The following is a 12,765-nucleotide window of genomic DNA, read 5'->3' on the forward strand; positions in this document are numbered from 1 at the left end:
AGGTTGAATCGCGGGTGGTGGCCAATCAGTCGCGCAGCAGTTGCCGGAGCAGCCCTTCGAGTTCAGCCAGCAGAAAGGGTTTGCTCAAGCGACCGTCGAAACCATGATCCCGGTAGTTGGCCAGCACCCCCTCATGGGCGTAGCCGCTGGCCACCACCACCTTCACGGTGGGATCGATGGCCCGCAGTTTACCCACCGCCTCCTGGCCGCCCATGCCGCCGGGCACGGTCAGATCCATGATCACCAGATCAAAGGGCGTTCCCGCCGCGATGGCCTGCTCAAAAGCGGTGACGGCCTGGGCGCCGTCGGTAACGGTATGAACCTGATGCCCCAGGTGCTCCAGGGCCCGCCGGGCCACGCCCAGCACCATCTTGTCGTCGTCCATCACCAGAACCCTGGCCTTGACCGAGGCCTCCGGCCCTTGCGGACCGCTCTGGGCCGGAGCCGCCTGCTCGCCGCTGGCCGGCAAGAAGATGGTAAAGGTGGTCCCCACCTCGGGCCGGGAGACCACTTCGATCCGCCCGTCATGCTTGGCGACAATGGAGTGGCAAATGGCCAGCCCCAAACCGCTGCCCTCCGCCTTGGTGGTGTAGTAGGGGTCAAAAATGCGCTCCAGCTCGGGGACGGAGATCCCGGGGCCGCTGTCACTGATTGAGATGGCGACCAAGTTAACCTGTTGCCCCCCCGGGCGATCATCCCCTTCCCCCACGTTGCGGGCGGCGATCACCAGCCGACCCTTGCCCCCCATGGCCTGGCTGGCATTGATCACGATATTCTGGATCACCTGGCTGATCTGCCCCTGGTCGATTTCGGCCGGCCACAGGTCAGCGGGAATCTGATAGTCACAGCTCACCCCACTGCCCCGCAGGACAAAATCGGTGGAATCCCGGATCACCGCCCCCAGAGATGCGACCTGGCGGACCGGCGCCCCTCCCCGGGCAAAGGTCAGCAACTGCTTGGTCAACCCCTGGGCCCTTAAACCGGCCTTTTTGGCCTCGGCCAGCAGGCCGGCCTGCTCCCCGTCCTCCCGCCGGGCCGAACCGGCCAGCTCGATGTTGATCATGATCGCGGTGAGCAGATTGTTAAAATCATGGGCAATTCCGGCCGCAAGCATCCCCACCGACTCCAGCTTTTTTATCTTCAGCAACTCCCGCTCAACCCGACGCTGCTCGGTCATATCCCGAAAAACCAGCACCACCCCGATAACGGCGCCGCTGCGGTCGCGGATGGGAGCGCCACTGTCGGCAATGGGCCGCCGGGTGCCATTCTTGTCGATCAGCAGGGTATGGTTCTCCAGGGCCACAATTTGACCGCTGGCCAGCACCTTCTCCGCCGGATTTTCACAGACGCGGCCACTGCGTTCGTTGATGATATTAAACACTTCCGTCAAGGGGCGGCCGACGGCCTCCACCTGGCTCCAGCCGGTGAGCTGGCTGGCCACCCCGTTGAGCAGCATCACCCGACCCCGCCGGTCGGTGGTGATCACCCCATCCCCGATACTCTGCAGGGTGATGGCCAGGCGCTCCTCACTGGCCTGCAACTCCTCAAACGCCCGGTTCAGTTCAGCCTCCCGCTTGCGGATCACCTCGACCTGCGCCGCTGCCTCCTCGACATTGCGGTGCAGGGAAGCGACCATGGCGGCAATATTCTCCCGGAGCCGGGACAACTCCAGCAGGTAGGTGCCGGTGGGCGGGACTACCTCCTCACCCGCCTCCACCCGGGTGGCATAATCGGTAAGCCGGATCAGGGGCAGGACCAAGAGCTGGCGGATCGCCAGGGTCAGCAGGACCGCGATCAGCAGCACCACCGCCAGCACCAGCAGATTGAGCCGCAGAAAGGTGTGACGGGGGGCGAAAAGCTCGGCCTCGCTCACGCAGATACCCAGGTAGTTCTGCCAGGGTTCATAAAACATCATGGCCGCCATCCGTTTTTCCCCGTCGACGCTGAAGCGATAGACCTCCGGCTGCCGCCGGCCCTGCAACTGAGCAAACAGCTCGGCAAAGTCGTGATCTTTCTGCACGGCAAATTCCCGGGTCAGCACCGAACCGCCATCCTCCCCGATCACCATGACCATGCCGCTCTTCATGTAGCTGAAGCGGGAGAACTCCTGGAGGGCGGTCGTTCTGATCTCCTCCAGGTGAACCTGGCTGTCCTCCAACCCCACCCGCTGCAGGGTTTCGTAGCGGCGGTCAACGGGGTCAACCAGGGCCTGGAGCTTTTCCAGCAGCAGATCGGAGCCCAACTGGCAGATAATGTTGTCCAGCAGCCGGTTGCCCGAGTAGAGCAGAGGCAGGGAGAGAATCAGGATTAAGCCCGTCATACCCAGCAGGAACAGGGTGCGGATGGAGCGGATGCGGGGGGGCTGGTGGGTCATTGGCGGTTTCAACACTCCTCTCTCCCCCTCTCAGCGGAGGACAAAATCCACCGCCTCCAAGGCGGCAAAAGGGATGGCGAGCTGGAGACGCTCGGCGTTTTTCAGGTTGATAAAGGCCAACTGCATGGACCGGCGGGGCTGGATTTCACCGATGGAGGTGATGCCGTCGAAAATATCCGCCGCCATCTCGGCGGCTTGGGCCCCGCCATACTCGAAGGGGTTGAACAGCCCGGCCACGATATTGTCCTCAGCCATGTACCGGCCCAGGGTTTCCCGATCAATATCGAGGGTGTAGGAGGTGATCACCGGGATCCCGCTGACGGCCAGCTCCAGCCGATGCTGGAACACCCCGACGATGCCGCCGAAGGCATCGATCTCCTGCTCTCGCAGGGCGGCGATCACCGGCTCTACCCCCGCCGCCAGGTCAAGATAAACAAGATTTAAACCATGATGTTCCGCCGGGGATATCTGTTGATAGGCCTTTTTGTAAACCAGGTCGGCGGGAATCCGCGAATCGTAGATATAAGCGTAATTACGGCTGGCCGGCAGCAGCAGGCGGGTCAAACGGAGGATCTTTTCCGGGTGATACATCAGATAAAGACCGGAAAGATTGGTCTCCGGGGGGGCGGTAACCGACGGCAGCATCTCCAGGGCCACCGAGTGCAGTACCGGCACGAACAGTTGCGGCACCCCGGTATCCCGCAGAATCTCCCGGGCATGAAGGGAGACCCAGCCGCAGGTGACGAAAAGATCGGCCGAATCAAGATAACGATTCACCGCGGCCACCACATCGGGCACCGCGCTGAGGTCACTGCTCCGGGTCAGAATATCGAGATATTCGATTTCATACCCTTCCCGATAACCCCGGGCGGTCATTCCCGCCTTGAACCGGTTAACAACCGAAGCGAAGTGACCGGGTTCGATGGGGTAACGGATAAAGACCACCCGCAAGGGGTGTGCGGACTCCCCGGAAACGGCCTCCTCAGGGGCGGCACCGGCCAGGGATAAGGGTGAAAGGAGCAGCAACAGCACAAAGAAAAAAGATGGCCAGATCCGGCACTTTCCCATGGTCACGTCCCGGTGGAATTGGTGGCTGGCGGCGGCAGAAAAAAATGCCCAATATCCACTACAAAGTAGTAGTGTTAACTCATCACCTGATGGGTGTCAATTATATTCTCACTTCAGGACAGATAGAGGATCTCGCCGGCATATTCGGTAACCCGGCGCCCGTCGGCGGCCAGCCGCAGCACCAGCCCACCGCCCGGGTCGATCTCCTCCACCACCGCCTCGTACTGGGGGGACTGCTGGATATCGAAGCCGAAGAGAACCCGGCGGCCGATGGTGTCGCTCAGCCCACGCCAGGCCGCAAGCAGGGGGTGGGAAGGGGGCGGTTCGCCGCTGTCGCCCTCCTCCGCCAACTGGCGGGCCTCCACATAGTGGAGCAGACCGATATTCCAGCGCAGCTTGGCCAGCAAACGGGCGGCCACCAGCTGCAGATCCAGCTCACCCCCCAGGACCTCTTTCATGGAGAGGGCCAGGCCATTGAGCTCGGCGGGGAAAAGATCGTTGTTGACGTTGATGCCGATGCCGATCAGGACGTACTCTTCGCGACCCAGTAGCCCCCGGTCGGTTTCAATCAGGATCCCGGCCAGTTTGGCCGGTCCCACCAGAATATCGTTAACCCACTTGATCCGGGCCTCTACCCCAAAGGAGCGCACGGTTTCGGCACAGGCCACTCCGGTGGCCAGGGGGTAGAAGCGACCATGCTGGGGCAGCAGGGTGTTGACCAGAACCAGGGTCAACCAAAGTCCGCCGGGGGGGGCATGCCAGGAGCGGGCAAAACGGCCCCGACCGCCGCTGAGCTCCCGGGCGATAAAGACCAGACCGCTGGGAAAGGCTCGATCAGCGGCCTCATATTCCCGGATCAGCTCCCTCGCGTAATCCATGCAGCGGCGCTGGTGGGCGAAAACCTCCACCTGACTGCCCACCATCGCTCCCCGGGCCAGCACCTCATCCGCCATTGCGGCCGGGAACCGCCGTCGCCGATGGGCCAGCTCCTCGGCCAGTCCGCTTAATCCCATTCGGCCTTAACGCGGGTGATGATCCGCTCAATCAGGGAGAGGCGATCCTTGGGGCAGACTCCGAAGAGGGGCTCGCCCTGCTCCACGCTGACCCCCGGCTTGAAATAGACCGAATGGATGATTCCCGGCTCGCCATCGTAGTAGACCGGGGTATCGCGCTTCATCAGGGACATGGTCAGCACCTCATCCCCGGGCTTGATCGATACCGCCCGCAGGCCGTACTTGTCCACCCTGGCCTGGAGATCCATGGAGAAGAAATATTTGGCCTTTTCCGGGGCCTTGTAGGGGGTCAGCACCTGGCGGAGGATATACTCGATGATCTCCCGCTTGGTCAGGGGGTGCTTGATGGTCATGATCTGCTCGCCGGCCTCGACGAAATTGCCCTCCAGATCGGCACGAATCATATCCACCTGCCCGTTGGTCCTGGAGGTGAAACGCTTGGGATTACGCTCCCTTTCCAGTTCGTAGAGCAGGGTCCCGGGGATGTGGCGAAACTTGCCGGTCACCCCCTCGACCTGGTCACCCTTGGCCACCTTGAAACGCAACCGCCCGGTATGGGAGGTATGCACCGCCATATAGTCGAAGGGATCAGCCCGGTAACGGCTTAAAATAGCGTCGAAATCAATATCCTGTTCCAGCATGGCCATACTAGTCCGTTATCTGTAGTAGAGATTACCGCCGCCCATGGTCATCAGCGATTTATGCAGGTTGCGGCGAAATTCGCGACGATCCCAGATTCCCTGGATATGACCGCGTTTCAAGGCGCTGCGGGCGCTGTGGTAATAGGGCGGCACATCCTCGCCGGTGGTTTCCCGGATCACCCGGGGCCCGGCAAACCCGATCCGACTGGAGCGGATGGCGAACTGATAGGGGGAACAGCCCAGGAAGCTGGCCACCGGCCCGGCATAGGAGTTGTTGTCGTAAACCACCAGATAGAGGCCGCCGGAACCGATATACTCCCGGACCGCCATGGTACATTTAGGCATCTGGATCACCCCCAGAGTCCCCTCGTGGATGCGAATCCCGCCGGTGGTATGGACGTAGGCAAGCAGGGGTCGGCGCTTGATCTTGGCGACCTCGCAGGCCCGGACAAACTTCTCCCCCTCCGCCGCTCCCACCGTCCCGTTACGGAAATTGCTGTAGAGCATGGCCACCACGATGTCGATCCCCATCACCCGGGCATCGAAGGTGATCATCGCGCAGGGGCGGTCGGTTTTCTTGCGAGCGAGCTCCAGCTTCTTGTCGATCCCCGGGAAATCCAGGGGGTTGATCGAGGCCAGATCGGCATTGAACTCCCTAATGGAATCCGGCTCGAAGAGGTGGCGCATATACCACTGATATTCAAGAGGAAAATGGTGGCCACAGGTTTCACAGACCCCACAAAACTCACCATAGAGGTCGGGAACCCACAGATCCTTGCAACCATGCCGTTCGGCGTTGGGGCAGGTGACGGTGCGATCTTCGTTGGCCAGCGAGGAGGTGTAGATCTCGCCGTACTCCACCTGCTCCTCGCTGCCGCCCCCCCACAGGGTTCCGCTGCGGGTCGGACGTCCTCCCGGTTTGCGGGAGATGAAGTCGTAGGCGGCGGAAAAGGGGGCGGAGACCTGCTTGATCAACACCGAACTCTCACCGGAGACATCCTTGATCACCTTCTTGACCTGCTTGTGCTGGCTCTTGAGGATGTCGTAGCGGAAGGTGTAATAGAGCTTGGCCAGGCTCTGACCGGCCCGGCGGTAAAAAGCGGCGTAACCGGAAAGTTTCTCCTGGTAGCCCTGCCGGGCCATCTCCCGATACTTGCGGGAACGGAGCTGCAGCAGCCGCTCGATCTCGTCGTCGGCCAGCTCCCAGGAGACATCGATCCGCGGCTCATCATCCAGGCCGGCCTCGCCGCCCTTCTCCAGTTTCAATTCGTAGGCCCGAAAGGCGCGCAGGCTCTTGGTCTTGAGCACCACCTCGTCGGTCGCCCGGATCATCTCCGCTTTAACCCGGCGGAAAAAAGCGAAATCATCACGCTTGGCCCCCAGAATCGGCTCGGGAATGACACGATCAATGGTCCCCAGCCGCAGATTGTCGGCGGCGGTGATCGCCAACCGGTCGGCACAGGTTTCCACCAGGTCCTTGGGCAGCTTGTCCCCCTCCCTGACCTTACCTTCGATGGCGGCGGCCCCCTCCGGCGAGATCACCGAATAGTAGCCGTGGGAGAACATCAGGCGCATGTCGCCCATCCCCACCGCCTCGGCCCCGCCGGAACCGCCTTCCGAGGTCACGGCGATCATCGGCACCCGCAGTTTAGCCATCACATAAAGGTTGCGGGCAATCTGCTGGGCCGCGCCGGGATACTCCTCCACCGGAAAGGCGCCGGGGGTGAAGATGTAGAAATGGATGGGAATCCCTTCGGTTTCCGCCACCCGCATATAGCGCAGGGCCTTTTCGTTGCCCCAGGGCTTGGTACTGCCGCCGTTGCGGTACTCCTCGCCGTGGCCCTTCTCGTGGCCGATCACCATCACCTGCTGCATGATGGTCTTGTTCTTGATCCGCCGGCAGATGCTGGCCCGGGCCGCCACCAGGGCCGGATCGATATTGGCATCCTCTTCGCCACCGAGTTCGGTGTACTCCTCGTAGACGTTCTCCAGGAGATCCTTGAGGGAAAAACGGAGGGGACTGCGGACAATCCTGACCCGCTCCATGGAGCTCAGGGTCTCTTCGCAGCGGGCTTCCAGGAATGAGACCGACTCCTCGAGGGAAGCGATCTTCTCCGCCAGGGCTTCCTGGCTCAGGTCGTAAAAGGAATCCCGCACTCCCTTCAGGCTTTCCTGCAGGGCCGGGAGGTTGCCCCAGTCGGGGCCTTCCTTGATCTGGCCGAGATAGACAATTCTTTCCTCGACCTTGAGCAGGCGTTTGCGTAAGTGTTCCATCTAGTTCAAACCATCCAAATTTAGAAGGTCAAGAGGCGATCCATGTTGTCCGCCAGATACTGCAGGTTGGTGACAATCGGCAGACCAGCCGCGTTGCTACCTTCGATGACCATTTCATTGAGGAAACGCCGAGCCCGTTCTTTGGCTTCGGCCATGGAGTCACCCCAGACCAGGGCCAGGGCCAGATTGGGATCGTAGTCACTGGGGATCACGTAGGGACGGTCGGTGGGAACGTGGGTGTAAACCGCGGACCACTCGTGCTGGGGGTAGCTGAAACGGGAGATGGTGCCGATCCAGGGGGCAAAACCCCGCTGGGTATCCTCGGCCACAATCCGCAGCTCGATACTGGTGCCCCGGAACTGGATATCGTTCTGGTTGTAGCCCAGCTTGTCGCCCAGGGCCAGGCGAATCTGTTCCCGCAGCAGATTGGGGTGCTGGCCGTTGATATAACTGATCCGGGCCGAGACATCGTTCTCCACCTGGATGCGGGTGTTAACCTCCAGCAGGTAGGGGCGGCCATCGCGGCTGACGATCCACTCCCAGGTCCCGACATTATCATAGCGGACATGGGAGGCCAGTTTCAGGGAGTACTCGACAATCCGCTCGAGCACCGCCGGGCCGTCGAACTCGTAGGGGAAACAGGTGGGATCAAAACCGGGGGCGGCCTCCAGTCGCTTCTGGCGGCCGGTACTCTGGATCGTGCAGTTCCGGGTTCCGAAATGGACCCGCTCGCCATGGCGACTGCAGAGCAGCTGCACCTCCAGGTGGTTATAATCCCGCAGGCACTGTTCGATCAGCACCCCGGGGTCCCCAAACTGCCGTTTGGCGTAGTTCTGAACCTGGCGATAGACCCGGCGGAACTGCTCGATCTCGTGAACCTCCTCGATTCCCATCCCGCCGCCGCCGGCCGCGGCCTTAACCAGAATCGAGGGACGATGGATCTTGCGCTCGGCCTGGTCATCGAGGAGATGGCGGGCGATCTCCTCGGCGTCGATCTCATTATAGATCGGGCCGTCGGTGCCGGGAATGGTGGGAATCCCCAACTGGTTGGCCACCCGTTTGGTGTTGATCTTGTCGCCCAACTCCTTGATCACCTCCCAGGTGGGGCCGATGAATTTCAAGGGTCGGTCGCGAATCGTCACCCTCCGGGCAAAACGGAAATCCTCGGAGAAAAAGCCATAACCGGGATGGATGGCCGTGCATTTGGTGTGGTCGGCCACCGCCAGAATATCGTTGGGATCGGTGTAGCTGGCCACCCGCCAGGCCCGACGATTGTTACCCTTGCCGTCGAGATTGAGCCGAACATGTTCGGAGTGCTCATCGGCGGCGGTGTAAACCACCACATAGTCCAACCCCAGGTCCTGACAGGCGCGCATGATCCGCAGCGCGATCTCACCTCGATTGGCGATCAGTACTTTGTCCTTCACTGTGCTCCTCTATTCCGCTCCGGTAAACTCCGGCCAAAAGAAAAGGAAAAGAGCAAACGGAACCATTAAGACTCCTGTTTGACCACTTTTCCTTGAATTTCCCCATTATTACCCGATTCTGACCCAAAAGGGAAGTTTGAAATCGGGGTTCCATATACTTCGTTGTCGCCCCGCCGTCAATTTTTTTATCCGCTTTTCCGGACCAGGCGGCGGCATCCGGTGTGATCGTTATCTCTTGCCGAGCCGAAGAAAAGACGATATATAGCGGGATAATTCAAATCCAAATCACTCGTCAGCGCAAACCAGCCACTGCCCATAACCAAGATGCCAAACTCATCCGATCAGCCCCCATCGCCCAAGGCGGAAGAATCCCTCTTCCGCCGCCTGCTGAACCTGCTGGGGATCAACAGAACCCCCGATTCCGCCGAAGAGATTGAACAGGAGATCCAGGAGATCCTTGACGAAGGGGAGGAGCATGGCCTGATCACCCCCGAGGAGGGGGAGATGATCGCCGGGATCATGGAGTTGAAAGATACCCTGGCCTACGAGATCATGACCCCCCGCGCCGAGATGGTGATGGCCGAAGCCGGCAGCCCACTGCCCGACCTGATCCGCTTGATCATCGACAAGGGTTTCAGCCGGATTCCTATCTACCAGGACAATCCCGACCAGGTGATCGGCCTGATCCACGCCAAGGATATCCTGCCCTACTGCCTGCAGGGCGACCAGCAGCCCACCGCCGGCATCCTGGCCAAGCCCGTTGAGTTTGTCCAGGAAAAACGCAAGATCATCAAACTGCTCAAATATTTCAAAGAGAACAAAACCCACCTGGCGGTGGTCACCGACGAGTTTGGTGGCGTCAGGGGTCTGATCACCCTGGAGGATATCGTCGAGGAGATTGTCGGTGACATCAGCGACGAACATGACCGGACCACCCGGCGCTGGAAGGTGGTGGATTCCCGCACCGTGCTGGCCGACGCCAAGGTCGATATCGAGGAGGTGGAGGAGTTTTTCGGCACCGAACTGCCCGAGGGCCCCTACGAGTCGGTGGGGGGGCTGATCCTGCACCACCTCGACCGGGTGCCGGGGGCCGGCACCACCCTCAATATCGACTCCCTGGTCTTCGAGGTCCTGGCCGCCGATCAACGCCGGGTGATCACCGTTAAAATTCAGCAGAAAGAGTGAGCGGCGTGTATCGGTTGGCCCTGGCCGCCGCCAGCGGCCTGTTGCTCTATCTCTCCTCGCCGGGCTCCGGCGGCCACGGCCTGATCGCCTGGCTGGCCCTGGTTCCGCTGCTGCTGGCAACCCGCGGCCTCGCCTCCTGGCGCCACTGTGCCCTGCTGGGCCTGCTGGCCGGACTGATCTACCATCTCCCCCTCCTGCGCTGGATCATGGTGGTGCTGGGGGAACACGGCGGCGTGGCCATGCCGGTGGCGGCCCTGGCCCTGGTCCTGCTGGCCCTCTACATGAGTCTCTATCTTGCCCTGCTGACCGCCCTGCTGCCCCTGCTCACCCCCTGGGGCGCCCCCCCCGACCGGGGCCGAGGGGATCGGCTGGCCCTGCTGGTCATGCCCTGGGCGGTGCCGGTGATCTGGGTGGGCCTGGATCTGCTGCGCTCCCGGCTCTTCACCGGCTTTCCCTGGCAGGATCTTGCCTACAGCCAGTACCGGTTCCCCCTGCTGATCCAGGCCGCCGATCTGGCCGGCCATTACGGGATCAGCTTCGTCATCGTCCTGGTCAACACCCAGCTGGCCCTGCTGCTCAGCCGCACCCGGCGCCACCAAGGTTTCCCGCTGCCCCTGCTGCCCGCCCTGCTGCTGCCCGTGGCCCTGGTGCTTTACGGCTCCTGGCGGCTGGCCCAGTTGGAGCAAGACACTCCGACCACCACCATGGTCAGTGTCGTCCAGAGCAACATCGCCCAGGATGACAAATGGGATTACGACCACCAGGCCACCACCGTGGAGCGCTATCTGGAGTTAAGCCGGCAGGCCCTGGCCGCCCGGCCGGAACTGATCGTCTGGCCGGAGACCGCCCTTCCTTTCTTTCCCTTGGAACACGAGCTTTTTCAGCGGGTGGAAAGCTTCGCCGCCGCCCAGGAGAGCTGCCTGCTGGTGGGGGCGCCCCACCGGGAACGGGATGCCGCCGGGATTACCCGTTATTTCAACAGCGCCCTGCTGCTCGCCCCGGTCAAGCCCGGCCAGGAGACGGACCCCCTGGCCGGAATCTACCATAAGCAGCACCTGGTACCCTTTGGCGAATATATTCCCCTGCGCCGCCTGCTCCCCTTCTTCGCCCCCATTGTCGAGACCTTGGGCGACTTCACCCCCGGCCCCGGCCCGACCCTGCTCAACTGTAATCAGCGCCGACTGGGGGTGCTGATCTGCTATGAGGCGATCTTTCCCCGCCTGGCCCGGCAGATGACCGCCGGCGGCGCCGACCTGCTGATCAACATCACCAACGACGCCTGGTTCGGCCCCACCAATGCTCCCCACCAGCATCTCTCCATGGCGGTGCTGCGGAGCGTGGAAAACCGCCGCTCCCTGGCCCGGGCCGCCAACACCGGCATCAGCGCCCTGGTGGGACCCGACGGCCGAATCCGCCAGGCCACCGGCCTGTTTGTCGCCGACCAGCGCAGCGCCCTGCTGCCCCTGCCGGCCCATTCCGGCCAGACCAGCCTCTTCACCGACGGCGGCCATCTCTTCGCGCCCGGGTGCCTGCTGCTGCTTATTGCTGGCATCATCAGGCGGGTTTATGTTAGAATGATTCCTTTAAGATATCGCCCTTAAGGGGCCGTTACCCCTGCCCCCTAACTGCCGCAAAGGAAACCGCAATGAGTATCAGCAACGCCGCCGAACTGAGGGAAAAATCAGCCAATCTCAAGGCCCGCCTCCTTACCCTGCGGAGCCATCTTTGACCTGGACAACAAGCTGCTCCGTATCCAGGAGCTGGAACATCGCAGTGCCGCCCCCGACTTCTGGAACAACCCCGACCAGGCCGCCGTCGTCCAGAAGGAGCAGGGGGCCCTGCAAAATATCGTCGACGCCTTCAACGAGGTAAACAGCGCCCGGGAAGAGGCCGATCTGCTGCTTGAGCTGGCCGTCGCCGAGGGTGACCGCGAGGTGGAACGGGAGGTGGCCCGCAGCCTGGCCAAACTGGATGAGCGGATCGAGGGCCTGGAACTGGAGTGCATGTTCAACGGCGAACATGACTTGAACAACGCCATCCTCACCATCCACGCCGGGGCCGGCGGCACCGAGGCCCAGGACTGGGTGGAGATCCTCCTGCGGATGTACCTGCGCTGGACCGAACAGAAACGTTTTGCCACCGAGATCGTCGATATTCTGCCCGGGGATGAGGCCGGGATCAAAAGCGTTACCGTGATGGTCAAGGGCCGCTGGGCCTATGGCTACCTGCGCTCGGAGATGGGGATCCACCGCATGGTGCGGATCTCCCCCTTCGATGCCGGCGGGCGGCGGCACACCTCGTTTGCCTCGGTATTCATCTTCCCGGAACTGGACGACGATATCGAGGTGGAGATCAACGACAAGGATCTGCGGATCGACACCTACCGGGCCAGCGGGGCCGGCGGCCAGCACGTCAACAAGACCAGCTCGGCCATCCGGATCACCCATCTGCCCAGCGGCATCGTGGTCCAGTGCCAGAATGAGCGCAGCCAGCACCGTAACAAGGACACCGCCATGAAGATGCTCAAGGCCCAGCTCTATGAACGGGAACAAGCCAACCGCCGGGAGGAGCAGCAGCATCTCCATGGCGACAAGAAGGAGATCGCCTGGGGCAGCCAGATCCGCTCCTACGTGATGCAGCCCTACCGGCTGGTCAAGGACCACCGCACCAACCACGAAACCGGCAACGTGGACAGCGTCCTCGATGGCAACCTGGACCCCCTGATCAAGTCCTACCTGCTTTGGCAGCATTAAAGGCCGGCTCCGTAAGAGGCCCCGGCGACC

Annotated in this window: 9 protein-coding genes; 3 read left to right on the forward strand and 6 right to left on the reverse strand. The window is 61.9% G+C overall.

All coding sequences use genetic code 11. The features are described 5' to 3' along the window. Nucleotides 1–25: 25 nt before the first annotated feature. The 6 genes from ACHHRT_RS00560 to ACHHRT_RS00585 form a co-directional block, all read right to left on the reverse strand. Nucleotides 26–2,389 carry a hybrid sensor histidine kinase/response regulator gene (locus ACHHRT_RS00560; protein WP_395496713.1) on the reverse strand — a complete coding sequence of 788 codons (2,364 nt, stop codon included), beginning with the start codon at nt 2,387–2,389 and terminating at the stop codon, nt 26–28. Between the two features lie 15 nt (nt 2,390–2,404). Continuing rightward, nucleotides 2,405–3,442: an ABC transporter substrate-binding protein gene (locus ACHHRT_RS00565; protein ID WP_395496714.1), complete on the reverse strand. Its 1,038-nt coding sequence runs from the start codon at nt 3,440–3,442 to the stop codon at nt 2,405–2,407. A gap of 113 nt (nt 3,443–3,555) precedes the next feature. Further along, nucleotides 3,556–4,455, reverse strand: a complete 900-nt coding sequence (locus tag ACHHRT_RS00570) for a biotin--[acetyl-CoA-carboxylase] ligase (protein ID WP_395496715.1) — start codon at nt 4,453–4,455, stop codon at nt 3,556–3,558. Continuing rightward, entirely contained in the window at nt 4,446–5,102 is a 657-nt protein-coding gene (locus tag ACHHRT_RS00575; RefSeq protein ID WP_395496716.1) for a biotin/lipoyl attachment domain-containing protein, read from the reverse strand. Before ACHHRT_RS00575 ends, ACHHRT_RS00570 begins: the two co-directional genes overlap by 10 nt. 9 nt (nt 5,103–5,111) lie before the next feature. Then, on the reverse strand, nt 5,112–7,370 hold the full coding sequence (locus ACHHRT_RS00580; protein WP_395496717.1) for an acetyl-CoA carboxylase carboxyl transferase subunit alpha/beta: 2,259 nt from the start codon (nt 7,368–7,370) through the stop codon (nt 5,112–5,114). 20 nt (nt 7,371–7,390) lie between these two features. After that, nucleotides 7,391–8,797 carry a biotin carboxylase N-terminal domain-containing protein gene (locus ACHHRT_RS00585; protein WP_395496718.1) on the reverse strand — a complete coding sequence of 469 codons (1,407 nt, stop codon included), beginning with the start codon at nt 8,795–8,797 and terminating at the stop codon, nt 7,391–7,393. A gap of 324 nt (nt 8,798–9,121) precedes the next feature. Between ACHHRT_RS00585 and ACHHRT_RS00590 the strand changes: the two genes are divergently transcribed. The 3 genes from ACHHRT_RS00590 (at nt 9,122) to prfB (ending at nt 12,735) form a co-directional block, all read left to right on the forward strand. Then, on the forward strand, nt 9,122–9,982 hold the full coding sequence (locus ACHHRT_RS00590) for a hemolysin family protein (RefSeq protein ID WP_395496719.1): 861 nt from the start codon (nt 9,122–9,124) through the stop codon (nt 9,980–9,982). After that, on the forward strand, nt 9,979–11,583 hold the full coding sequence (gene lnt / locus ACHHRT_RS00595; protein WP_395496720.1) for an apolipoprotein N-acyltransferase: 1,605 nt from the start codon (nt 9,979–9,981) through the stop codon (nt 11,581–11,583). Before ACHHRT_RS00590 ends, lnt begins: the two co-directional genes overlap by 4 nt. A 44-nt stretch (nt 11,584–11,627) precedes the next feature. After that, nucleotides 11,628–12,735 (forward strand): peptide chain release factor 2 gene (gene prfB, locus ACHHRT_RS00600; protein ID WP_395496721.1). Its coding sequence is split into 2 segments (ribosomal slippage): nt 11,628–11,708 and nt 11,710–12,735, totalling 1,107 coding nucleotides; the frame shifts between segments, so codons are not numbered across the junction. Nucleotides 12,736–12,765 lie beyond the last annotated feature (30 nt).

It is taken from the genome of Desulfurivibrio modestus, assembly GCF_044068625.1.
Lineage (GTDB): Bacteria > Desulfobacterota > Desulfobulbia > Desulfobulbales > Desulfurivibrionaceae > Desulfurivibrio.

What these genes read in the sequence shown, in the direction of transcription:
- ACHHRT_RS00570 (WP_395496715.1), bottom strand. Translation starts at nt 4,455, where the DNA reads ATGGGATTAAGCGGACTGGCCGAGGAGCTGGCCCATCGGCGACGGCGG.
- ACHHRT_RS00580 (WP_395496717.1), bottom strand. Translation starts at nt 7,370, where the DNA reads ATGGAACACTTACGCAAACGCCTGCTCAAGGTCGAGGAAAGAATTGTC.
- ACHHRT_RS00565 (WP_395496714.1), bottom strand. Translation starts at nt 3,442, where the DNA reads ATGGGAAAGTGCCGGATCTGGCCATCTTTTTTCTTTGTGCTGTTGCTG.
- ACHHRT_RS00590 (WP_395496719.1), top strand. Translation starts at nt 9,122, where the DNA reads ATGCCAAACTCATCCGATCAGCCCCCATCGCCCAAGGCGGAAGAATCC.
- ACHHRT_RS00575 (WP_395496716.1), bottom strand. Translation starts at nt 5,102, where the DNA reads ATGGCCATGCTGGAACAGGATATTGATTTCGACGCTATTTTAAGCCGT.